The organism is Verrucomicrobiota bacterium (assembly GCA_027622555.1).
GTDB lineage: Bacteria > Verrucomicrobiota > Verrucomicrobiia > Opitutales > UBA2995 > UBA2995.
The window spans coordinates 74,706-100,366 of sequence record JAQBYJ010000005.1; the positions used below are offsets into that span (position 1 = coordinate 74,706).

Annotated in this window: 15 protein-coding genes; 3 read left to right on the forward strand and 12 right to left on the reverse strand. The window is 47.3% G+C overall.

Translation table 11 applies throughout. The annotated features are described in order from the left end of the window. Positions 1–10: 10 nt before the first annotated feature. The 9 genes from O3C43_02615 to gspG all read right to left on the reverse strand — a co-directional run bounded on the left by O3C43_02615 (position 11) and on the right by gspG (position 7,944). Positions 11–649, reverse strand: a complete 639-nt coding sequence (locus tag O3C43_02615; protein MDA1065376.1) for a hypothetical protein — start codon at positions 647–649, stop codon at positions 11–13. After that, a complete protein-coding gene (locus O3C43_02620; GenBank protein MDA1065377.1) occupies positions 646–2,652 on the reverse strand; it encodes a hypothetical protein in 2,007 nt (668 codons plus the stop codon). Before O3C43_02620 ends, O3C43_02615 begins: the two co-directional genes overlap by 4 nt. Before the next feature lie 190 nt (positions 2,653–2,842). Then, on the reverse strand, positions 2,843–3,388 hold the full coding sequence (locus O3C43_02625; protein ID MDA1065378.1) for a hypothetical protein: 546 nt from the start codon (positions 3,386–3,388) through the stop codon (positions 2,843–2,845). Continuing rightward, positions 3,385–4,620: a hypothetical protein gene (locus tag O3C43_02630; protein MDA1065379.1), complete on the reverse strand. Its 1,236-nt coding sequence runs from the start codon at positions 4,618–4,620 to the stop codon at positions 3,385–3,387. The genes O3C43_02625 and O3C43_02630 overlap by 4 nt, the downstream gene beginning before the upstream one ends. 43 nt (positions 4,621–4,663) lie before the next feature. Next, the gene (locus O3C43_02635) at positions 4,664–5,659 is read right to left on the reverse strand and encodes a type II secretion system protein GspK (protein ID MDA1065380.1); all 996 of its coding nucleotides are present in this window, start codon (positions 5,657–5,659) and stop codon (positions 4,664–4,666) included. A 194-nt stretch (positions 5,660–5,853) separates the two neighbouring features. After that, the gene (locus tag O3C43_02640) at positions 5,854–6,510 is read right to left on the reverse strand and encodes a prepilin-type N-terminal cleavage/methylation domain-containing protein (protein ID MDA1065381.1); all 657 of its coding nucleotides are present in this window, start codon (positions 6,508–6,510) and stop codon (positions 5,854–5,856) included. After that, a complete protein-coding gene (locus tag O3C43_02645) occupies positions 6,507–6,983 on the reverse strand; it encodes a prepilin-type N-terminal cleavage/methylation domain-containing protein (GenBank protein ID MDA1065382.1) in 477 nt (158 codons plus the stop codon). The genes O3C43_02640 and O3C43_02645 overlap by 4 nt, the downstream gene beginning before the upstream one ends. Continuing rightward, entirely contained in the window at positions 6,980–7,480 is a 501-nt protein-coding gene (locus O3C43_02650) for a prepilin-type N-terminal cleavage/methylation domain-containing protein (GenBank protein ID MDA1065383.1), read from the reverse strand. Before O3C43_02650 ends, O3C43_02645 begins: the two co-directional genes overlap by 4 nt. 8 nt (positions 7,481–7,488) lie before the next feature. Then, positions 7,489–7,944 carry a type II secretion system major pseudopilin GspG gene (gspG, locus tag O3C43_02655; protein ID MDA1065384.1) on the reverse strand — a complete coding sequence of 152 codons (456 nt, stop codon included), beginning with the start codon at positions 7,942–7,944 and terminating at the stop codon, positions 7,489–7,491. 202 nt (positions 7,945–8,146) lie between these two features. On the opposite strand from gspG, the gene O3C43_02660 reads away from it, so the two are divergent. From O3C43_02660 to O3C43_02670, 3 genes are read left to right on the forward strand one after another with little or no spacing between them, the layout of a single operon-like run. Continuing rightward, positions 8,147–9,286, forward strand: coding sequence for a Re/Si-specific NAD(P)(+) transhydrogenase subunit alpha (locus O3C43_02660; protein MDA1065385.1), 1,140 nt, complete (start codon positions 8,147–8,149; stop codon positions 9,284–9,286). A gap of 11 nt (positions 9,287–9,297) precedes the next feature. Continuing rightward, on the forward strand, positions 9,298–9,585 hold the full coding sequence (locus tag O3C43_02665; protein MDA1065386.1) for an NAD(P) transhydrogenase subunit alpha: 288 nt from the start codon (positions 9,298–9,300) through the stop codon (positions 9,583–9,585). Positions 9,586–9,587: 2 nt separating this feature from the next. Beyond that, on the forward strand, positions 9,588–11,009 hold the full coding sequence (locus tag O3C43_02670; protein MDA1065387.1) for an NAD(P)(+) transhydrogenase (Re/Si-specific) subunit beta: 1,422 nt from the start codon (positions 9,588–9,590) through the stop codon (positions 11,007–11,009). A gap of 79 nt (positions 11,010–11,088) precedes the next feature. On the opposite strand, the gene O3C43_02675 is transcribed toward O3C43_02670, so the two are convergent. The 3 genes from O3C43_02675 to secA form a co-directional block, all read right to left on the reverse strand. Next, entirely contained in the window at positions 11,089–20,037 is an 8,949-nt protein-coding gene (locus tag O3C43_02675; protein MDA1065388.1) for a right-handed parallel beta-helix repeat-containing protein, read from the reverse strand. Between the two features lie 455 nt (positions 20,038–20,492). Beyond that, positions 20,493–22,148, reverse strand: a complete 1,656-nt coding sequence (gene lnt / locus O3C43_02680) for an apolipoprotein N-acyltransferase (GenBank protein ID MDA1065389.1) — start codon at positions 22,146–22,148, stop codon at positions 20,493–20,495. 359 nt (positions 22,149–22,507) lie between these two features. Then, positions 22,508–25,513, reverse strand: a complete 3,006-nt coding sequence (gene secA, locus O3C43_02685) for a preprotein translocase subunit SecA (protein ID MDA1065390.1) — start codon at positions 25,511–25,513, stop codon at positions 22,508–22,510. Between the last annotated feature and the right edge of the window lie 148 nt (positions 25,514–25,661).

The following is a 25,661-nucleotide window of genomic DNA, read 5'->3' on the forward strand; positions in this document are numbered from 1 at the left end:
CAATGCCGAATTAACGTTTGTCTCCATTTCCTTGACCTGGAGTAGTTCCACTTTGCGGCTTGTCCGTAGATGGCGGTTGCTTTCGCAATTTGTCAGCCAATTCTTCTCTCCGAGCCCTGAGTGTCTCAAGGTTCCTCCTTGTCGGACGTTCAATGGCCTGTTGCGTAGCGGACAAGGATGAAGTTGGAATAGTGGGTCTCACGGCCGGAGTACCTGGTGCCTGAAGCATGGAAGGAGGGGGAGCCTGACGAGTAACAGTAGGCGGAGCTCTCAAAACAGTTGAGGCAGCATAATCGTTCATCTTCATCTGCCGGGAAAGGTTTTCTGATTCTGAATGGATTACCACCGTGTTACCATCCGGATCGTAACTCTTAACGACGAGACCTTCTTCTTCAATATCCTTGGATAGCCACATACTTTCTCGTGTATCAGGATTATAAACACTGAATATATACTCTCCATCAATAGAAGTAATTCCCCGTAATTGCAGCTTTGCCAGTGACGCTGGCCCAACAACTTCATTAGCGTTCGCGCTTGCTGCCTTTCCAGGAGGCATGAAAGGAGATTTTTCTAGCAGTGACACATTATTTTGCCCCGGCAACAGGCTGCAGAATAAACTGAGGGGAAAAATCAGGACTAATGGTTTCATTTTCTAGATCCTCTGCGATTTGGTTTCCAATCATCAGATTCGTTTTTCGTTTCATTCTTCGACTCGTCATAAATCTGAACGTCACCACTCAAAGCGTTAGTTATCATTGCCGGATCTTTGAACCGAGCCACCTTATCGAGTGAGTCAGTATTGGCCTCCGCTGAGGTATGCAGAATTTTAGGTCTGATAAAAAAGATGAGTTCCGTATCACGGCTCGTTTCTGATTTTGGAGTAAAAAGCAGATTAACAATCGGAATTTTTCCTAGAAAACCAACGGAGTTTCGACTCTTATCGAGAGAGGCTTCCTGAAAGCCTGCCAAAGTAATTAGCTCACCGTCTTGCACGGTTACGGAAGAGGTTGCCTGCCTTCGTGTGATGATGGGCTGCTCATTGCCATCGATAGATACAGAACCTCCCAGGTTATCCACCGTTTGATCGATCTCCAGTTGGATCGAGCCATCGGAGCCAATCAAAGGCGTCACTGTTAACTCAATTCCGATATCGCGATACTGCACCTGGCTGGTAGTAGATCCATTCAAGCCGCTGTTTTGAGTACCGGTAACGAGTGGCCTGGATTCACCAACAATAAGTACCGCCTCCTTATTGTGTGTCGTAATAATCGTGGGCACGCTGATCAGGCGGATGTTATTGTTGGTTTCAGCGACGCTAAACACAAAATCCATACTCAATCTTGAGGGGAAAATCCCAGTGCTTCCTTCGGTGGGAGAAACAGCAAAACCGTTGCTTGAAAATCCATCGAAGGAACTGCCATCCCAATCACCTGCGTAGTTGAAACCGAATTGGCTGATTCCTGAACCATCACTGTCATTCAAGCTTACTTCGGCAATTACGACATCCACCCGCACTTGAGGTAAAAGAACATCGATCTTCTCTATCAGTTGCCTGGCTTGCTCAATATCGCGTTTCGTTCCTGTTACAATCAATGCATTGCTTCGTTCATCGGCCACAATAGTAAGGTGATCACTAAACTGTAGCCCATACTCTTCTCCGGTTGCTCTGTTTCCGCCACGAACGGTTACAGAAGGTGCGGGTTGAGATGCCTGGGCTACATTGGGAGCAGCATTCGCACCTGGCTGACCCTGGGCTCCTTGAGTACGACGGTTGACTTGACCGGTGGCATTGGGGTTAGCTTGGCCGGAAACAATCTCACTCAGTATTCCTGAAATCGCGACTGCATCACCATGTTTAAGGGCAATTGCTTCATTAAAGATAGAGAGCCCCTGGTCCTGATCGATTTCATTAATAAACTGTTCGATAATGGATAAATTACTTGGATGAGTAACTACGATTACCTGATTGGTCCGATCATCCGCCCGAATCGTTGAATTCGCATTTAAATATTTACCATAACCGGCTGTAATAATGCTCTCTACCTGAGCCACAATTTCAGAAGCGATGGCGTGCTGAATATCGTAAAACTTCACCACCACATTCGGATTTGATGGTTGATCCACTTCATCCAACACCATCTGGACGCGCTTCAAATTTACAATACCATCGGTAATAAGCATGGCGTTCGCTTTTTCGTAGAGAAAAATCTGACCAACGCCGGGACTGAGGAATGGTTGAATCAACGGTTGGATCTCGGCAGTTGTAAGGTGTTTCAACGTGAAAAACTTGGTGAAAACACCTTCCGTGTCAGGAGAATCGTTTAGGTCTCCATCAATAAATTCCGGAGTTCTGCCAGTGACCGAAGACGTAGGAACGACTTTAAGGAATAATTCACCTTGAGGAATAACAGCGATGCCATTTAAGGCCATAATACTTTCGAGCGCAATGATCCGCTCTTCCACAGTCAGGGGCCGCTGACTGGTAAAATTGAAAAGCGGAGCAGGGAGTCCTTGAGGACGAATAACGGATCGACCAGTAAGTTTTTCAAGCAAGGCCAAAACGGAGTCGACGGAATCACCCCGAAGGATGAGTGGAGCAACGGCATTGTTAGCCTGACCGATTAAGGATTGGCTTAAGAATGGACTACTCAAACTGAGCATTAGTATCAGCAACCATCTAAAAGAAGAACGGCTCTTGGTGGACTGGGATTTCCTGTGAAAACGCATAGTATTGAAAAGCATGTTTGGGATCCGTATTAGGCTAGTTTGATGTTTCCTAAGTCTGGGAAGAGGTCCTTCGGTTCCTCATGAAAGGAGTCTAACATTTTATTAACGGTGTAAATCATGACGAGGATGCAGTCATTTCGACCGAAGATATAAAGAATTGAACTGTGGTAATATTTGGATCTGAGCGATCGGGGGTAACAGTAACACGGTCCAAAGTCACGTAAGGGACCAAGGTTTTTAATTGATCCGACAACCGTAACACAGTTTCGAGCTCAACTTGATTTACTGTTAAACGAACGTTGTGAAATGTGAAGAGAGATCCCTCTTCGGTCTGTGGCGTATTGATATCATATTTTTTTAGCTCCATCGCCGCTACGATTGTTGTGATACGGCCAGTAAGTTCCGTGCTTGACAACGTTTTTGAAGCATCCAACTGGGAGGATTTTTCTAACAATTGAGCTTCGATATATTCCTTTTGGGAAAGAATTTCATCATACGTATTTATCTGGCTCCTATTTCCAGAGTGAATTTTATAACCTTGGCTGTACCGTGAAAAAGAATACGAAAGCCAAACCAAGGCGATACCTCCGACAAATAAGAGCAAGAGAAACTTCTCTCGAGTCGAGGTCTTTTTATGCAACTTCCTTACTTCAGAGATCATAATTCAGCTATAAACGTTTGCGGCTCGAGTGCCCCGGGTTGAAATTCAATACGCATCCGGAAACTCGCTTGATTGTTCGCCACACGATTATTGGAAATGGTTACATTGCTTATAACTTCAACGTCGCGAAGTGCCTCTTGAAATCCATTTATGTCCGAAGACGGCAGGCCTGCGGCTTCAACCTGCACGGCGTTCCCACCCTCAGCGATGAAACGAGTAAACCAAATGGTCTCTGGCCGGTACTCATTAACGATTGTCAGCATCTCGAAAGGCAGCAGTTGATTTGTCGTAATCTGATTAATTTTGGCGAGAATATCGGACTTCTCCATTACATCCGACGCTCTCGGTTCTTTCTCCAGCGCAATCAGTAATTGCTTTTCGTTCCACTTGGTAAAAGCAAGCAAGCCGACCTCTCCAGCCGCCAGGATGAAGAAAAGAAGAAGAACGATCATGGTGCCCCTCCAGTACCAAAGTGACCATCCATGCTTTTTGGCTAACTCCTCCTTCGCATCTGCTTTGCGAACATCCATTGCCCACAATTTACCTGTTTCATTAATCCCTACTTCAGTCCCTTTGCCGAAACTGTCTCCATATGGAACTAACTCTAATGAAGGTTTCGCCTTGGATTCTTTGAATTCCCAATTCCGAGTGTAGATAATATCACTCACCTCAACACTGCCAAAATCGACAATGGGATTAGCCAAGGTGGGCTCGTGCCGGCGGTTAACCTGAATTTCAATCCGTTGAACGACGCGCTTCCTGGCGTCTTCCAAATCACTTGGACTAAACTCAGGGTCCAAGGTAATTCCGACTACCGTCTGAGGGACCTCATCATTTGCTGGAAGCAGGATACCCGAAAGAGTCGTTTCATGAACAAGAAAAATTAAAGTAGCCCGTTCGAATTTCAATCCGAAGGATTGCACGAAATCCGGAAAGGCATAATCAAACTGTTCGGATTCAACCAAATCCTTCCGTAGCTTTTGGTCGAAAGCAGCATAGATGAATAAACGGCTGGATTCTTCGCCATAGAAGTATCCCCAGTTTAATTGCTCGAGATTGAATGGAGAAATTTCCTCAACACTTAACTCAGCGAATTCTTCCAGTTCTTTATCTTTCAGTCCTTCAGGAACCGAAAAAGCCCTGGAGACAAACCAGTTCCCTGAAACAAGCACAGGTTCGATTGACTCTTCTGATCCGATAAGTTGTTGGATCCATTGCGGGATTTTAGGCATCAAAGTTTGATTAGGCACTGAGGTTACGGTGTTTTCTTAAGGATTAAAGAACAATTTCATTCTCCTGTATTTCTACGACAACAAACGGGTAAGTGAGGTTTCTGATTTCTTGAGACCTCTCCGCGTTGTCTTCGATCGAGAAAGCAGGTTCTTCACGGTGGAAACGATCGAAACCGGTATTGAGGTTACTCGGAAATTGTCCATTCATTGAAACAAGGGCTCGTAGCTCGAATACACTCAATCCTCGTTTGGCTCTGATGATGATATTGATCCATTCCATTTTGTTAGAAACCGTAACTCCAGGAATGGCACTTTTTAAGGATTCGGGCACCTGGGAAGTATTTGAGAAATAGCGATCATCGGCTGTCCCACGGACTCCGTCGTCGCCCATAAGAAATTCCCAAAATGGCATTTGCTCATAAGTCGTTCCGTCCTCACCTAAAGAAAACAGGGCGGAATCGGCGGTGTTGATATTTACACTGCCCTCATTAACAGCTGAAAAAAGAGCCTCAAAACTGTAGTAAAGCTGCGTGGGGCGACCGTTGATATCAAAAAACTCTTCACGAAACCCACCAATTAAGGCCAATTCTCTTAGCGAACTTATAGGCTGATTCGCCGGTTCGTAGGGAATAGGAGCATCCAGGTAGAAATCATTTTCTGCACCATCTGGCCTCACCAAATCATCTTCATCTACCCAATCCTGAAATTTATCGACTAACTCAGTGGCGGTATAATCATCAAACCCGAGATCGCTTAATATTACCAAGAAAGTGGTACTGTCCTGATATAAACTTGAGAAAGGAAGTTTCCCGGACTCGTCGATGAAATCAACCGTTACTTCAGCATCGGGGAATGAGATCCCGGCAAAACCGAGTGGGTCATTCCACCCCTGGGCAGGTGAATACAGGGCACCATCATAGTCTACATACTCAGACATTACTGCGAGAGAAACTTCGAGACTCGAATAGGCTACCCGACGAAGATCGCTCTCAGAATTTTTCATGGCATTCATCTGGATGTGAGGAAGGATCTGCTCCATGAACTGTACGAGCAAAATGCTGAGCAAAAATATCATCCCTAAAACGAAGACGATGATACTTCCTCTTTTACCCGATGCCTTTGAAGGCTTGCTGCAAGCATTAACCATAGTTCCTAAAGGGAGGTCGTTTTGAAACGCTCTTCCCTTGGAGGCTCCGTCTACCGATAAATTTAACTGATTTTTGAAATGCATCATCAGAAAACAGGAAGCCCCTCATTTGAGTTCGGTAAATTGATAACGTAGACAATGGGTTTTTCTTCTTCAGCCTCGAAACTAATTTTTATTCGCCGTGGAATGTCGTAAAGTCTTTCGGTATTCGAGCGAGGTTCGGCCTCAAGTTCCCACAACTCTGTGTCGGGATCGTAATAGTGATATTCAATGGCCGTTACAAAAGGCGAGATAAGCGTCTGCCGGGGAGGAACTTCCTCAAAATCAACTTCCAATCGAGACTGCCAATAAAGAACCAGTCCTACACCTTCCACTACTTCCAACTGATAAATCACATAAGGCAGTGATTGGTTCTGCCAGGAAATGATCCCATCCGTCTCACGTACTTCCCAGGTCAATAAGGGGGTCCCACTTGTATTAAATTCGCCGGAACTGTGATCAAGAAAAACGTAAGCCAAGCCATCGGTTTCAACTGGAAGTGCGCGGCGAAATCCTCGCTTTAAAAAATCAACAACTTGTCGACTATGAACTTCCAAATTGCGGACCGGAGTTGTCCCACGCCAAATATCGCCAAGCCCTACTGTTAGAAGCAGGACAGCTGTCATAATACCACCTGCTAGAAGGATCGCCAAAAGTACTTCCAATAAGGTGAACCCAGTCCGGTTATGTTGGCTCGATTTCATAACTCCTTGTATTCCCAGCCAAACTGTTGATCTTCACGAAAATCTTGCATGCGTTCCTGCATATCCTGTCGGGCTTTATCCACTTCGTCAGGTTCGCCCCAAGATGGGCGCAATAAATAAAACTGCTGATTGAGATGTTGCTGCTCTCCCTCCGAATCCGTCATATCCACGACCAGGTTCACGGTGAAGAGATTAGGGATCTCTGTCATCTCAATCTCGGAATACCAAATGCCTTGAACACCGTTGCCCATATCAAATTCTCTTCCGTCCGTTGCCTCTTCCACATCGCTGATTATCTGAAGCTCGGACCTTACATAAGCGAGCTCTTCGTCAAAGTTAGCCTTCACCCGACTTGCTTCAAAGTTACTCAATATGTTGATATAGGAAGCAACCAATACAGTGGCAGCACCAGCGAAAATGACAACCGCAACCAGCACTTCAAGAATCGTAAACCCTTTGTTGTCTATTTTCATCGGCTACTTCGCGTAACAAAACCGGTAAAAGGTTCTATGATCAACTCGCGCGTTCGTTCTCCACCTTCAAGAATAACCCTGAAAGGTGCGGATGTTGCATCGGAATATAACATGACACTATCAACTTCATACAAGGAAGGATCGCTAAACGATTCCCCTTTATAAGTAGGTTCCTGCATGAAAAACGTAGCCTTTAATTTAAACTGCTCAAGATCGATTTCTTCAATAGGGTAAGAGGAAACAACCTCGGGATCCATTAAGACAAATTGACTCCCCTTTACATCCCAAATCATTTCTACCGATCGTCGTTTTTCGAAGGCCAACATACGGCCTTCTGTCTGAGCCAACACAAATGAACTCTCGAGCTCAGTCATAGGATCTTTGTCCAGCAGTGTACCCATATTCACCGCAAAGATAACCCAAACAGAGCCAATCAGTACAATTGTGAGCAGAACTTCAAGTAATGTGAAGCCTCGCTTGTACATGCCCGATGACATAGGTGGAATTAATACCAGTTACCGATATCGTCGGCACTTTCGACACCGTCGTCGCCAAGAGAATAGAGGTCAAAACCGGTAGTGTTGTTTTTCCCTGGCATGATGTATTGGTAATCCCTTCCCCATGGGTCTGCTGGATTTCTTTCCATATAAGGCCCCTTCCAATTAGGCGCACCAGACGGCTGAGTTAGAAGTGCTTGCAATCCTTCTTCAGTACTCGGGTAGCGTCCATTGTCTATACGATAACGAAACAAAGTAGCCTTCATCGTATCGTTCACAAAAATCCTGGCTGTCTCCTCCTGCCCGCCTTTCAGGATTTCGCCAACTTTGACTAATCCAAAAACGACCATGCCTCCAAGCAGGGCCATGACCAAGAGAATTTCCATAAGGGTAAAACCACTCTTACGTCGTTTGTCTTTCAAAGGTTGTTCGGTCGGTTCTTTGTGGGTATGATTTTCTTTCATAGTTTAATCCAATTAGTTGTTTAAACGTTAGTTCCAGTGAAAATGGTTACTGTTCCCGTATCCAGATAATTAATTGGTTTTTCGTACACAGAAGTGGCGTATTTTACAGTTTCCTAAACATTTCTCCTTCCCATTGTCACACTTGGTCGTAACTCTGTGGTCCTTCACTTCGCATTATTCAGACTGTTACGATTCCAAAATTATGGAAGGTTTTATACCAAAATCAACAATCCAAGGGGAAAACCGCACCGCCCTCACACCTGATTCCGCAGAAAAACTCATTTCGTTGGGTTTAAAGATAAGCGCTGAATCCGGTTTGGGCGACAAGAGCGGTTACCCGGATCACGACTATAAGGCAAAAGGCGTCACCCTTACTACTGGTGATTCTTCTATCAGCCAGGCCGATCTAGTCCTCGGGCTCGACCTGCCGACACCAGAGTCGATTGCCAAACTCAAACCAGGGAGCCTCTTCATCGGTTATCTGGATCCTTTCTTTAACCTGGATCTGCTCAAAGCATTTGCCGCAGCCAAGGTGAGCGCCATCTCCATGGAAATGATTCCGCGCACCACGCTTGCGCAGAAGATGGATGTCCTAAGTTCACAGATGAATGTCGCCGGCTACTACGCGGTCATAAAAGCCGCCGAGCGCTTAAACAAAATCTTGCCGATGATGATGACACCAGCTGGTACCATATCGCCAAGTCGCGTGTTTGTGATTGGTGTGGGTGTTGCCGGGCTGCAGGCCATTGCGACGGCCAAACGCCTCGGTGCCCGCGTCGAGGCATTCGATACACGCCCCGTGGTAGAGGAACAGGTCAAATCTCTCGGTGCCAAGTTTGTAAAAATAGACCTCGGGGAAATGGGACAAACCGATCAAGGCTACGCCAAGGCACTCACTCCGGAACAAATCGAATTGCAACGCCAGGGCATGGCGAAGGTATGTGCGCAGTCGGATATAGTAATCACTACGGCGAAACTTTTTGGCAGAAAGGCCCCTACCCTGTTAACCAAAGACATGATTGTCGGCATGAGGCCGGGTTCGGTCATTGTTGATCTTGCCGCAGCTGGTGGAGGCAACGTTGAAGGGACGATCCTCAATCAGGAAGTTGTAACGGAAAATGGCGTGATCATCATTGGTAACGGCACACTGGAAAGCGAAGTCCCCTTTCACGCATCCCAGGTGTATGCCTCAAACATCTATAGTTTGTTGGATCACTTCTGGGACAAGGAGAAGGGAATCCTTAATCTGAACTTTGAAGATGAAATCTTGCAGGGCTGCCTTTTGACCCACGACGGAGAAATTATTCACCCTACCTTTAAAGAGAAACTGGCTGAAGCCTAATTTGCTGACCCATGGATATCATATTACTACTATTTATTTTCACTCTGGCGGCCTTCCTGGGATTTGAACTCATAGCGAAAGTCCCATCACAGTTACATACGCCGCTCATGTCCGGGTCCAATGCCATTTCAGGCATCACGATCGTTGGAGCCTTGTTGGCGACGATGCACAATCCGCAAGGAACCATGGCGATGATACTCGGGTTTGTTGCTCTTGTCCTTGCTACCATCAACGTAGTCGGTGGCTACCTTGTAACTGACCGCATGCTCGGCATGTTTAAGAAAAAGGGAGGTAAATAATCATGGATACCTCCATACTCATTAATTTCTTCTACATCGTTTCAGCCATTCTGTTCATTTATGGCATCAAAATGCTTGGCTCCGCAGGTACCGCTCGCAAAGGGAACCGGGTTTCCTCAGTCGGTATGTTAATCGCGGTGGTCGTAACCCTGATCGACAATCAAGTGTTCGAAAGTTGGGTCTGGATAGTCGCAGGTATCGGAATGGGGACCCTCATTGGTTTCGTTGCGGCCAAGCGGGTTCAGATGACATCCATGCCGGAACTGGTCGCGCTGTTTAACGGTTTTGGTGGACTCGCCAGTTTGTTGGTGGGTTGGGCAGAAATCCAGAAAGTGATCGATGCCAAAGCTGGAGAAAATGTTAATCTCTCAGTAGGTTCCATAGACAACTTTACTGCATCCGCCATTTTTCTGGCGGTTATTATTGGTGGAGTCACTTTCACCGGCAGTGTTTACGCTTGGGGAAAACTATCGGGCAAGATTAGTGGCCAAGCCAAAATCTTCGCTGGGCAGAAAGCCTTCAATTCGTTGATCTCCCTCGGAATGTTGGTGAGTGGCGTCCTGTTCGCCTCCGCTCCCAACGCAGAGGTCGCATTTATATATTTCCTGGTCTTTATGGTTCTCTCCCTACTCCTGGGAATATTTGGAGTGATGCCAATTGGAGGCGGAGATATGCCAGTGGTTATTTCCTTATTGAATAGTTGCTCGGGACTTGCCGCATGTGCAGCCGGATTTGTCATTCAGAACAACGTGCTTATTGTAGCAGGCTGTCTCGTTGGAGCTAGCGGGCTCATTCTGACCATCATTATGTGTAAGGCGATGAACCGAACTTTGCCCAATGTGCTTTTCAGTGGTTTCGGAGCAACCGCAGAAAAGGCAGGCGGGAAACAGGAAGGTGAAATGAAAGCCATTAGTGGGCAAGATGCTTACTTTGTTCTCGAAGCTGCCAGTAGCGTTGTGTTCGTACCTGGTTACGGCATGGCGGTCGCACAAGCCCAACACGCGGTCAAAGAACTTGGTGAGATTTTAGAAGAAAATGGAGCTGAAGTTCGATATGCCATTCACCCCGTCGCAGGCCGTATGCCTGGACATATGAACGTCCTACTGGCAGAAGCAGATGTTCCCTACGAACAACTATCCGAAATGGAGGATGTGAATCCTATCATGTCCACAGTCGATGTTGCCATCGTCATCGGGGCCAACGACGTAGTGAACCCGGCAGCCGGTGATGATCCTTCCAGCCCGATTTATGGCATGCCCATTATTAACGTGTTTGAAGCAAAAACCGTCTTCGTTTTGAAGCGTGGTCAAGGCGCAGGGTTTTCCGGACTTGTAAATCAATTATTCTTTCGGGAGAACACCCGCATGCTTTACGGTGATGCCAAAGCAACCATCACGGACCTGGTCGCACAATTTAAGGATTAGCTGTCAGACCGCAATCCTTTCTATCGGAATCCCTCTTTAAAAAAGGACGCTCTTTTCAGGGCGTCCTTTTTAATACCACCTATAGTCCGTCCCCGGCAATCAGCCGGAAGAACGTCCGTGAATCTTCCGTGTAGGGAGCAATGATTTCAAAACGGTTATCTCCAAGATCGGTTACGGTTATTTCAGAAACATCCTTCCACATAAACGGATCAATAAGGTCAGTCGTTTCTGCTCGAATTTCTGCACCGAGCCCTGGAGGAACCGCCAGAATAATTCTAACCCTTGTTTCATCAATCCGAACCATTGATTCCACGCGAATGCCGGAGTCGGCGATTACGGTAGTGGTTTCAACCAGAGGGTCTTTGTCTTCAACCAATCCAGCCCAATCCGTTGCCAAAGAATAAAAAGAATAAGTTCTTCCGGAAGTACCGGTGAAGGTGGGATTGGGATCCTCAGATGCACCAAGCCAGAGGAAGAATGGACTACCATCTACGGATTGATAGACCGTGTAATAAGCCACGCCTGATCCCCCCGGATCGGATCCGTTCAAAGCAACAGAGAAGGATGCCGAATCTGAAACAGCAGGACTACTGGCCGAACTGATTGGTCTTTCTAGATCTATCGTGTGAAGAACCGTCGGCGTTTCGATGGGGTCGTTGAGATCGAAAATAATCAACGCCTGATTTTCAAACTCTGTGCCTTGCGGCAAATTCGGTTTCTGCTTAACGTCGTAACGGACAAAGCCCTGGCCGATTCCCGTTTCATCTTCCACCTGAAGGAACCCATCAAACGCTCCAAATGGAGTAATCCCGGTGAGGGGATCCAGGGAGTCGAACACGATCGTGATCGCGCCTGAATTTCGATCAAAAGTTCCTTTTACCCGGACCGTCAATGGCGATTCATCAGCATTATTGGAGGCTACATCGATTTCAAAGTTTTGAGTATTTTTCGGAATTTCCCGACTGAGATCAGCCCAGCCAAAACTTTTGAACACAAAACTGTCAAAATCATAGTCTGAATCCAAAGTATCGGTGATAGTCACCCGCAGTGCTGCGGCAGTGGCACCTTCTTCCGGATCATTTTCAAAAAGGATGGTATAGGGGATGAGTCTGTCTCCGCCAATCCACCCTTCGGGCCCATGCCCGTTCAGTCCGAATTTGTCGTTAGGATCCCAGGATCCAACTCCAGTCGGCCATTTGCGCTCATCAGGGATAAATTGTTCCCGGAGAACAATAGGCGGTACATCTTCAATTGGTTCGTTACAGCAACCAACTGGCACAAGCACCAGGTCATTAATACTGAAAAGACTAAAATCACTGGCCGCTTGATTTTGGGCATCACCGGAAGGTAAAGGAAATTGCGATGAGAAACTTTCAACAGGAACGGATGCTGAACTCAGGTCCTGGAATGGAATGATAAATTCCGAAGCAGAACTCCAATTCCCGTTTGTGAGGGTAGCAAATGCCATCCGTTCAACAATGTCATTGAAGCTGGTGGACGTTCCCAGATTTACCTCCTCCGACCATATAGCGGTAACAGCACTGCCAATCTGCCCAAGCACCGCATTCGAAACGGCTTTCCCGTCGGAGAGCTTGGACGCTGGGAGCCACAAAGCATTCGAAGCATCCCATTTTTGAACATACAGATTGGCTTCGTCCATGCCACTTTCCAACCAGCTTACAAACACCATCCCATCCGGCAAACTATGCAATCTTAGTTGGTTGGCTAACCCCGCACGCTCAGAGATTACTTGTGGTTGGCTCCATCCAGCATCTGTTTTCCGGACAAAACAAATATTTGCTTCTTCGTAAGCAGCCATAATGTCTTCGACACTTGAAGCTGTCGTCAGCCCGGTTGTGTCGGAATGAGCGTAGACAAATAGAAGATCGTTATTCATATCGCGAATCGCCCGCACTTCACGATTCAATCCGGAAGTATTGGGAACCTGCAAGGCAGTTGCCCAGGAACTTCCGTCATACTCGGCATACCTAATCGAATTATTGAGATCCGTTGCAGCCGCTGATTTGCTTCGTATCCACACCATTGCGTCGCCGCCGCTTGCTGTCTTGTACAAGGCCGGACGACTTTCATCGACCAGATCCGTGGCAACATCAGGTAGCACAGCTTCACTGACACCATCTATGATGTAGGTATTCGTATTTCCAAGCTTCTCTTGTTTAGACAGCGTTTCCTCCACAAAAACTCCCGACGATGTCATGAAGCTGCGCTCGAGACTTCCATCCACCTGTAGTTCCAATACTGCAGGCATCCCGGGATAGGCCTGTGGTGCCAATCCTCCACCTCCATCCTGCAGGCCCTGGTTTGATACTACCCTATCATCAAGGAAAGAAAATTGGAACGTCGCTTCCCGGGTGATACCGGTTCCTTCTATCGATCCAGCAATACTCCCACGGATAAAGATGTCATCCAGTTCGATCCCGTTGCCTTCAGCCTTCAAAGTCAAATTCCCAGTTATGAATCCTGCCACCCTGACCGTGTCGCCGATCGCATTGCCAACGGCATAACCACCGATCCCGGTTTCAAGTTGAACCTTTCCTTTAGTCGGAAACAGCCGCGGCATTTCCCACGATACATCTCCACCGAACACACCATCAATTTGTATGCCCACCGATACATTGGCAATAGGCCCCAAATCAAAGCTCGCCTGAGGCCAGGGAATTCGCGCCCTTGCCTTGATTCCCAATCCGAGAGCCAGGCTTTGGAATTCATAATCACAACGTTGCCGGTTCAGTTTCCAATCGGCAGCGATAGCTCCAACACCTGTTATGAAAATACCTTCGCCAGTTCTATCATCGGCGAAAAAAGATAAATCAATCGCAGCCGTACCGGTAGCTTTCCCCTCCCGGAGATTGGCCTCCCCAGCTATCGAAGCAGATACAGAAGCTCCATGAGCTCCAAAAAGATTCTTCAGTATTCTTGGCTGACCGTTGCTATCCCACTTAACCAATTCCTTTTGTCTCGCGAATACTACTTTAAAATCCCGACAGAGTTCTGTGTTCGCCAGCAATTCCGGATTCCAATCGGGCAGGATGAAATCGTTACTGAGAGTGGAGGTATACTTGGCCAGTGTTAAGCCAGGATTATCGGATGGTTGAAACAAAGGCTGTCCAATATCCCCGGGAACCAGGGGTCTGTCATTGAAGTAGAGGTCAGAATCTTCACCCTCATTGGTGAGATTGTTGCTCGTCCACGCAACCAGCGGATTTCCATTGGCGGCTAGGGCCGCGGCACTGTTGGAGAATGCGACATCATCGTGAGCAGCATATTCTGTCGGCTCGTGCCAGATGCATGCGCCCTGCTCATCAAATAACCCAATGACAACCATGATACGGTTATCATTCAAGTTTACCGGTACATCGATATCAGGATCGGACCGCTGGGCACTTTGCTCAAAAAATACAGCCATGGCCGGAGCCCCATTAACCAAGGTCGGCGAATAAATCGGGAGTGGGTTGGTCCCACCGGAAATCCGGTCAGCCAGCGTCCAAGCGCCATCGACAAATTTCGTGTGCATGACAAATCCTCTTCTTACAAAAAACAGATGCGGAACTCCTTCGACATATAGAAGTGATAAATGCCGAATCTGTGTAGCGGGATCAGTCGCCTCGCCGGCCTTAAACGCTTCAAGGCAGAATTCGTTGTCTCCAAATACTTTACCTCCATGGACTACGACTGAGTTGGGACTCGAACTGTAACCATCTGCCAGCACATGATAAGATCCGCTTGGCAAATTTTGTACGGTAAAATTTCCTATAGAATTGGTAATTACCTTAAAGATCCAGCCATTCGGATCGTCGTCTGCAATAGTAACTGAGGTGTTTGCGAGTGGCACATTATTAATATTCTTTACCTTCCCGGTCAGTCTGTTGGTTCCAATCCCAGTTATGTTTTCATAAATATTGTTGAGAAGAGAGGCCAGGTTGGTCTCCGCAATACCCAGGTTGGCCAAGCGCGCTGCTTCCTCACTGGCAGCCTGGTGATTTCGTGCAACCGTGCTCCCAATCCTGTCTCGATATTCTGAATGGTGAAACGATTCTTCATTTTCGTCTTCGGCTTCAGTAGGCGTATTATCCACCCGCACTGCTGAGGCTTGCTGGTGAATCATCTCGCCCATGCTTTCACGCTCAACGCCTTGATAATAAACCATAGTCACCACGGTCTCGCCCGGAGCAACCATACCGGGCATTCCCGTTTCAGACATGGGAATGATATTGAGATTGCTGGTTCCCACGCTATCAGGACTTGTTGAATACATACCACCGGGGGCGAGGTCGCCAAGTGAACCGGAAAAATTCACAAGCGCCGGCATATCCTGCCCGGTCGAATTGGTGACGGATACTTCAATGGGCAAGGCGACGAGTGGATTAAGCCGTACCGTATCAGGCGTGTTAAACCTCACGGTCAAAGTTGCGTCGTCATCTCCTGGCACCGCAGCTCTCAATTCGAAACCTGCCACTCTGACCACCGATTCGTCTGTCCGGGCCACAATAACGTCATAATCTCCAAGCTTATCTCCCTGGAAAATAAAAGAAGCGGTCAAACAAGCCGAGTTGCGGAATATCATTGTCTGAGCCACAATCAACGGATCTCCATCAACATGCCGGAGCGACACAACGTCTCCACGCCGGAAGGCGGCTCCCTTCACAACCAACGTGACCCTTCCTCCGTTGCCGGCATTGTTGGGGAGCACTTCGATGATTGAGAATCCAAGTATTTCAGTATCGACATCCACATTGTTTGGTTCAGGACCGGGATCATCTACGGTCACTAGCAAATAGAAGATACCGCTACCTGTTATTGGGACCTGAATACGCGCATCATTTCCTGCCGTTGCATCATCCTTACCGTTGTTTTCAAACACAGTCGGAACCTGGTCCAGTCGGGTTAAAAGGCCTATGCGGGCATTCGGACCAGCGGTGCTTACCGTGATTCCCAAGTCATAGCCAATGTGTTCCGAGGCATCGATGCGGAATAACTGTGACCCTAACTGCCCTGCAGGAAAAGTGTTCGAAGAGCTATCAACAGGACCAAGCGCTGGCACAGAAACCTCGAAGGAAGAAGTCGAAGCGGAGGCATTATTGAAATCCTGAAACTCGAGTTGCTGCGAATGATGGTCCGTCCGTACGATCACACGAAAAGAGCCATCCACCAGATTGGGGAGATTCAACACAAAAGAATGCGTATAAGATTCGCCGGCTCCCAATGGTTTTGGTCTCGTTGATAAACCACCAAACACATCGTTGATATCGAAGTTCGCATCCCTTGAAAAGAACACTGCATCCACCCAAGTTCCGACGGCTGGAGAAGCGCCAGTATTGGTGACTGAGTATTGGACTTCCACGCGTTGACCGGGTGCATAAGAATGATCTGCCAGGAGCTCACTCAACGAAAAGAATTTTCCGCCAGTGGTAATAAATACGATCGAGTCCGGATCCACTTCCAGATCGGGATTCAAAGCCGGATCCGAAGCGCCTAATCGCTCCAAAGCACCAATATCGGTATAGGAGGGAGCCGGTGCTCCCGTATCAACAACCGCAGTATCATCGAAACGCGGCAATCCACGAGCATCCAGTCTATCGGCAAACGCCCCATTACCAGCATCGATGGCAGGCGACCCGGTTTCAAAATAAAAATTTCCATTCGCAGGATCTACAAACAGCGGATCCGCGAACACGTCACCCGTACCATCAAGCGGCATCCAATTGGTAACGTTCACTCCCAATATGTCTCCCCCACTTGCTCCGGGATTGTAGTAAACATTGTAAGAACTCGTAGCCGACGGATTCAGGTTGTCGGTCCACAATCCGGCTTCGGAGGCTCCCGCGATGATATTGTTTACCAACTGGATGTTTTGGGCGGACTCCAAACGCACTCCATTAAGCCCGCCGTGAAAAGTGTTGTTCCTTACAATGAACTTTGTGCCGCCCAATCCTTCGAAGAGGATGCCAGCCGTTTGGTAATTAAAAAGCACACAATTGGAGATATCCAGGGTCCCCAGCCGGTTTACCCGAATGGCACTCCCGAGCGTATCTGATATTTTTAATGCATTTATTGAGTAGGAATTGGTGTTCGAAAGATTTGAGCCAATAAAAAGAGACGAGGCAGAACCACCAGCATACCGAAGCTCACAATTTTCCAACTGCGAGGCTTCATTTGAGAGCGAAATATTCCTCCAATCCCCAGGAGCTGGAGTTGTGGCATTCCCATCACGATTACTATCTCCAAGAATCGAATCATCCTTTATCGACGTTAGAATGATAGGATTTCCGGGAGTTCCACTCAGATTAATTATCCCTCTCGCACCATCTCTGATCGAAAAATCGCCCAGCTTCACAACCGTTCCAGGCAAGATTGTAACCGAAGGAATATTAGCACCAAAAGTTGAGTTGGAAGGTATTAAATTATTCTCCAAAATAACAAGCGGTGTATGACCCAGAATAGTAGAGAACTCCACTAATCCTTGAGTAACCACCGTGGCGTTAAGACCAACATCGTTACCGACGATCAAGTTGCTTAATGAAAACACAAGTTTCGGAAGATCCAGCGACAGAACTTCACCATCCACTTCATCGACGAATACATTATCCAGCGCTATGGTTCCGCCTTGTAGACTTATAGCTTCAATCGGAGACCGGAGAATGGTGAGACCATTTACAGTAGCATTTAATTCAGGAAAACGTGCGCGCAATCCCACATCCGCAACATCCATTACTTTAATATTGGAGAGGTGGACCTCTCCTCCATCAAGAAGTACTGCAGGCGTACCTGTAGCGAAACCAAGATTCTCGATACCTGCATATCGAACTTCCACATTTTCCACAAATCCCTCCGCCAATCCGGATCTGTCCACCGGATTACCATCACTGAACCAAAAATTAAACCAGTCTCCTGGCTGAGGAGCCGTGGCATCGCCATCCTCGTTCGTATCGCCACCAGCGCTATCATCCATAAGGGATGTTAAAATGACTGGATTTGCTTCTGTTCCTTTTATTTCCAAAGAGCCATCGACTCGTAGGCCTCCAAACTTATCGAATTTCAGAATGGCACCTTCTTCGATGATCAAAGTTCCACCTAGAAAAACATAGAGGTTGGTTGGAAAGGTTCCACCGCCTTTAAAGAGGTAGGTGGTGTGTGCCTGTAAGGTTACAACCTGACCCGATTGAATTTGGGATCCAGCCACGTTTACAAAACTTGCTCCGGTTGCTGTGGACAATGTTGAGCCGGTAAGGTCGGCCTGAAAAAATAGTGGAAATTGAACAGGAGCCAAGGCTGAACCGGTAACGATGTTGTTGGTCAGATCAATCAAATCTTCGGAATTGGAATTGTTGGCCAAAATCCCAATCCCACCCACATCCTGAATGGTTGTTCCGGTGACAATTCCAAAGAATCTTGAAGTCAGGTTTATTCCGTTCGATTGACTATTCTTAATCAAAGAGTTTCGGACTTCGTAGCTCAGACCGCCCAATATTAAGGCCGCACTGGTAGTCCCTCTTCCAGCATAATGAATTTCAGTGAATCTCAGATCCACAGTACTTGTGTTCACTTCCGAAATGATGCCATCCCAATTGCCTGGACCGGGAGTAGTCCCCGCGCCATCACCATTCGTGTCACCACCGATACTGTCATCCAAAATGGACGTGATCTGGATCGGACCTTCTGCCGTACCTAAAGCGACCAATTCTCCGCGGATGCTCAGTCTGCGATTTGCGCCCATCTTAATTCTTGTTCCAGCAGCGATGGTCCAGGTGGTGTCCTGATTCAAGGTCAGGCCCAGGTTGGAATAATAGACCTGATCTTCCTGCCAGATCTGGTCTTCTTGAATGGTGGTCCCGTCCACAACGATGGCGTTGTTTTTCCCGGAATTCACAGAGGTGGTACCGGAAGCATCCATCTGCACCTCCAGTCTAAAATAGTAGGGGCCTTCACCGGCTCCGTCGATCGAGGTATTTTTGAAAACTACAAAATTGTTTATGTTCGAGAAAAAGGCTCCGTAACCACTCACATTCACTATGGAATTGTTGTTGAGAATGGCATCGCCTCCAGCGACCGTGATCCCTCGGCCGTTCCCGTCTTTTATAGAACTGTTCGACAGGGTCGTTAGTCCACCCCGACAGTTTATAGTTACACTCTGGGACCTACCAGCGTACCGGAATTCACAATAATCCAATACAGCGACTCCGGTGTTGGCGGAAATATCTATTCCTTGCCAGTCTTGAGGTGCCGGGGTTGTAGCGGCAGCGTCTTCATTGATATCTCCGGCAACGGTATCATCTTTTAATGAAGTGAAAATGATGGGGTCCACCGAAGTCCCCTGGGCAGTCAGCCTTCCCTGATTGTTCAGCTTACCGCTGGGTCCAGCAAAAACGACCGTACCAGAAGCAATGGTGAGCGACCCGGTTGGCAAAATTGTAAAAGCTAAATCGATATAGTAGGGTACGTCGTCTTCCCAAACGATAGCATCACTCACATTCCCATTCCGAATTTTAATGGTCTTCAGACCCGTACCGGAAAAAGTTGAGCCCGTGCTCGACCAGTTTGCTACTGCATTAACCAACTCCACATGTGCACCACCGATGTCGGTTGAACTTAGGCCGGTACAAGTAAATGTTCCAGTCGTCGATTCTACTTTTAATCCCATAAATGCAGTGGTGCTTCCGATACGTTCCAGGGTTAACTGGTTTATCGAATAATTCTCCGATGCGCTGGAAAGATAGTGAACGCCGCTTACCGAACAATCCCTGATCGTCACTTCGTTGATCGAAACCTGACCGGACCGTATGGTAATTCCACCTGAGCTGGATCGCCCGCAATATTGTAGAATCACGTGTTCGAGAATCATATTCGCCGTGTTCCCATTTGTGGCTTCAATCCGCGGCCAATCTCCTGCAAGCGGTGATGTCGTATTGCCATCTCCATTCGTGTCGCCTCCCACAGAATCATCTTTGATGGAGGTAAAGATAATGGGATTACCAGAGGTACCCACTGCAGAGAGAGTTCCATCGATCACAATCGAACCAGAGATGCCTGATTTAATGATCGTGCCAGCCTCAATCGTAAGCGTGACGGCTTCATTGACCGTAATCGCATTGGTTACCTCAATCGAGCCAGACTAGGTTTCATCGGCAGAAATAATTCCCGATTTCGGGATCCCAAAGCTTGAAACTGAAACTAGACACAATCCCAGGCACAAAAAACAAAACTGTAAGCCGGAAGTTCGAAAAAAAGAGACAAAAAAGAACATAATGTAAAAAGAGATAAAATTACTGACTATGTACGGCCGAGGCCAAAGGGCAGATTGCAAAGATCATTCCTGACTACACGTAGCCCAAGCTAACAAACCAAAGTGTACCCGCAAAAGCATATAGTCATCAAGTTAATTTTCGACGCTTGGGCCACAGAACAACATGAGTTTCCAATTAAATGGAACCCAATTCGCCCACCGATGACAACCTGACGGGGAGGTTAACGGGAGATATTGTATTTCATTTTTTCAACTTCTTGCCACTCCTCCTCCTCGGACATGGCTTCTGAAACTCTGCGTATCAGAAAAAGAAAAACAATTAGCAATCCAACGCACACGGCAATGAACCAATTTCCATAACGAACAAAGAAAGAAAGCTTTCGGTAAGTCTGAGGATCATAGGTGACTTCGACCACACCTCCACCTCGGAAATATACCGACCCTTCCTCAGATTCCAACACATCCTGGATGTTGCCATATTCGTCGATCCATCCACTCCATCCACCATTGCCAACCCGGACAACGGGACGATTCGTTTCGACCGCCCGCAAAACAGAGTGCGCAGCGTGCTGGTAGGCGGCGCCTTCTTCTCCATACCAGGCATCGTTGGTTACAACCACAAGTAATCGAGCTCCCGCCTTAACGGAATCCACTGCCAACCCAGGAAAAATATCTTCGTAACAAATCAAAGTTCCAAAAGGGATAGTGCCTTCCTTCATATTCAGTCGAAGAAGTGCAGGTGATTTTCCTCCCGATATATCACTTCCGATTGGCACAAACTTCTCCAGAAAAAAGAGAAGCTTTCTGAAAGGAATAAACTCACCGAAGGGTACCCGTTTACGTTTTTGGTAATAAGTTTGGTCAAGCCCGGTATCAGGATAAATTATCATCAACCCATTGAACCAAGGATCGTCACTTTGCGTAGCTCCCTCAGCGGCCAAAGCACCCAACATTACAGGACCACCAAACTCCCGCGTCAATTCTTCAGCCCAATTACGCATTCCATTGTCACCAATTAGAGGGTACGGAAGGACCGCTTCCGGAAATATGGCGATATCGGCGCCAATGGCTTTTTGAAAAACAACCTGCCGCTTTATCTCCGCCATGATCTCACCAGATTTCGAATGATCCCACTTCATAGTTTGCGGAATATAGGGCTGTACCAGAGCCGCTTTGAAAAAAGGTTCACGTTTATTGTGGGCGAATTTTATCTGGAACAGACCAAAGGTTGCGAACATCCAGATGGTAATTCCAATCAGAAACTCCGGGCAAAAGCGGGCCATTCCTTTTTGCCGACCGCGAAATAAATGACGCAAATAAAACGCGATCACCATCCCCACCATCATGAGCAAAAAAGATGCCCCGTAGAACCCCGTCCATGAAGAGACCTGAAGCATTAAGGGCCTTTGCCATTGGCTTGCTGCCAAAGGTAACCAAGGAAACCCGCTCAGGAAAAATGTCCGAACAAACTCAAGTAGCGTCCACACGCTACAGACACTAAGAATTCCCAAAAATCGGACTAGCACATCCCGATCTTTAAATTTGGGCACCATCCAATAGGTTACCCAGACCCAGACCCAAGGAAACAAAGAAAGGATGGTGGCAAGACCGATCCATCCAAACCAGGTCACATGCCGTAACCAAACAATCAAAACAACCCAGGATAACCAAAACCCTCCCCCAACAGACCAGAGAAATTGTTTCCGGGAAGGACTCTCATAGAAAAGCCACATGACGGCAGGAAGTGGGAGCAGATACCCTAATTCCGGGACATCAAATGGAGGGAATGCAAAGGTATGAACGCAGAAAGTTGCCACAAAAACACCCACAGCCCACACAAGCTTCCAGGATTTTTTATGAGGTATTTCTTCGCTCATCTCAATAAACCCAAGTGTTTCAAAAAATTGAGATGTGATGAGGAACACGTGTCACGCCATAGCCCTTGGGCGACGGCGGAAGGCGCAGTTCACAAGCAAGCGCGAGAGCGTAGGTTGTTGGTGTCGTTTCACTCGAAACTACGTGACCAAGCGGGTTGTGGACTGGAACGCAGTTCCTCGCGCATGGCAAATTTAGCCTTCGAAGGTGCGTTTTTGTAAGTTCACTTTTTGTGAGGTATTGAAAATCAATATTAATATCCATAACTCGTTGTTTAAAAATATGATACCATTTTCACCTTTGAAGGCGTTTGAAACGCTTGGGTTAACTTATCTGCCCATAAAGGCTATAACTCAACCCCTCAATTCCCGTGGCACTGCTTATACTTTTTCCCGCTACCACAAGGACAAGGCTCGTTGCGACCAACTTTGGGCATGTCCCGTGTAATGGGTTCCGGTTTCAAGCGGGCTGCGGGATTCATTCCCGGTTGTCCTCCACCAGACATTCGCAGCTGAGCCGGCAAGTTTTGTTGTTGAGCCTCTTGAGAAGGTGCTGACGCCTGAGCGGGACCAAGGGTCGGTTGGGTCGCCTGCGCTTTTTTCATGCGATCCTGTAAAGCATCGATGATGTTTCTCTCAAGCATGACTGCCGAACGAAAGAGGGACGTAGCAATCTGTTTGCGGATATTATCAAGCATTTGCTCGAAATATTTGAACCCTTCATTCTTATACTCACTTAAAGGATCCTTTTGCCCCAATGCACGAATGCCTACACTCCGACGAAGGTCATCCATCTCCGTAAGATGATCCTGCCAATGCCGATCCAGAGCAGAAATAACGATCCAGCGCTCCAGTTTTTTGAATGCATCAGGTTGCTGAAGCCTTTCCTTTTTATCGTAGGCATCTTCGATTTTGGCAAAGATAGAAGCATGGGCAGTTTCCGCACTGGTCCAATCGACAGCGTCCTCGGCCATGGCAATCGGGAAATGAGTGTTCACCCAGCGAAGGAGTCCCTGGCGATCTTCATGATCTCCTTGTTTCCCGGCTTCGCTGAAAAGGTCTTTGTTATCCAACCGCTCTTCCAACTCATCTTTGATCATATCATAGATAAGCTCTTTCGGCGTTTCATTATGCAAAGCCTCGTTCCGCAGGCCGTAAATTATTTCACGCTGTTGGTTCAATACATCATCGTATTGAAGCAGACGTTTGCGAATGGCGTAGTTTTGCTGCTCGACTTTCTTTTGGGCACTTTCGATGGAGCGATTCAGGAGAGGATGGGTTAGCTCATCCTCCTCGCTGAAGGACTTCTCCATGATATTCGCAATGGGTCCTGGCTGCGCAAATAAACGCATCAAATTATCTTCAAGAGAAATGAAAAACTTCGAAGCTCCTTTATCGCCCTGACGGGCACAACGGCCACGAAGTTGTCGATCAATTCGACGCGATTCGTGTCTCTCTGTGCCAAGCACAAGGAGACCTCCCAATCCTTCCACGCCTTCACCTAATTTAATATCCGTACCTCGACCCGCCATATTGGTTGCGATGGTTACCGCTCCACGTTGACCAGCACGCGCAACAATTTCAGCTTCACTCTCATGCTGTTTAGCATTCAACACGGTATGGGGGATATTCTGCCGCTTGATCATGCGACTCATAACCTCGGAGGCTTCAACGGATGCTGTTCCGATCAAAACCGGTTGGCCTTTATCGTGAGCATCCTTTAAATCTTTTAAGGCAGCGTTGTATTTGGAGCGACGTGTTTTGAAAATAACGTCATTGTGATCGTTACGCTGGTTTGGTCGGTGCGTTGGTACCACCATCACATCCATCTTATAAATATCGAAAAATTCTGCCGCCTCGGTTTCCGCAGTCCCGGTCATGCCGGAAAGTTTCTCATATTGACGGAAATAATTCTGAATGGTGATCGTTGCGTAGGTTTTGGTTTCCTTTTCAATAGTGACGCCTTCCTTAGCTTCAACCGCTTGGTGTAGACCTTCACTCCAACGGCGACCGGGCATCAAACGACCGGTGTTTTCGTCGACGATCTGAACTTTATTATCCTGAACCACATACTCTACATCTTTTTCATAAAGCGAGTAGGCACGCAGCAACTGGCTAATGGTATGAATTTCTTCACTTACTTTTTCAAAGGCTTCCTGATGCTGGGCTTTTAACTCTTCTTTGGCCCGCTCATCCTTTCCATCATCCTTATCCAAATCACTGAAAATACTGGGAAGATCAGGCAACATAAATGCATCCGGATTGTTCGGATTGACGAGTTGGCGACCTTTTTCTGTAAGGTCAGCTTGATGCTGTTTCTCATCGATTACGTAATAGAGTTCTTCCTTGAGATCAAAAAGTTCCTTCTTCCGAAAATCATTATGCATTTCCAGATCCGCCTTCTCGATCATCTTTCGGGCAGGCCCCTCTTCCATCATTCGATTGAGCGGCTTATTCTTGGGCATGCCGAAGCGGACTTGAAGCAGGGACAAGCTTGTTGCAAACTCGTCTTCCATTTTTTCCTTTTCGAGCTCTTTCTTGGCTTCTGCGACCAAATTGTTGCACAAGCGACTTTGCTCCCGAACCAGCCGTTCAATGATAGGTTTAAATTGATTAAATGGCAGCTCTCTTGTTATCTGTACGGGTCCCGAAATAATCAGGGGGGTACGAGCTTCATCGACCAAGATCGAATCCACTTCATCTACAATACAGAAGAAATGCTCACTTTGCACCTGAGCATCCGCGACCATGGCCATACCGTTATCCCGGAGATAATCGAACCCAAATTCTGAGGCGGTACCATAGGTGATGTCTCTTTTATACATCTCCTTTTTCTGAGGCAGAGGCATGCTATTTTGAATAACACCAACGGTAAGCCCCAAAAACTCAAAAAGATAGCCCATCCATTCACTATCACGCCGGGCAAGGTAATCATTTACGGTAACACAATGACAACCAAGTGCTGGAAGGGCATTGAGATAAAGAGGTAAAGTTGCAACAAGCGTCTTGCCTTCTCCAGTAGCCATTTCGGCAATCTTTCCGCTATGCAGAGCCAATCCACCAATTAATTGCACATCGTAGTGGACCATATTCCAATCGAGCTTTTGCCCACTAACCTCATGGGTTTGTCCACAAAGGCGTCGCGCCGCATTTTTTACGGTAGCAAATGCCTCTGGTAGAATGTCTTCCAAGGTTTCTCCTGCCTCGAGGCGATCGCGAAACTGCTGAGTATGTGAGCGCAATTGTTCATCAGACAAAGACTGATATTGTTGCTCCAATTCGTTAATTCGAGCAATGGTCGGCTGGGACTGCTTGATAAACTTTTTGTAAGGTCTATCAGCAAATCGTTTGAAAATTAGGGACAGCATGGTGCGATAAAAACGGGGCAATGTAGGTCGTTCCCCACCGGGAAGCAACCGCAGAGTTGCGCAACTTTAGAGCACGGGTGCAGGACAAATTTTTTCCTTAGATGCCTCATGCGGCGTTTTTCTGGTCCCAGTAGGAATCGAAGCGGTT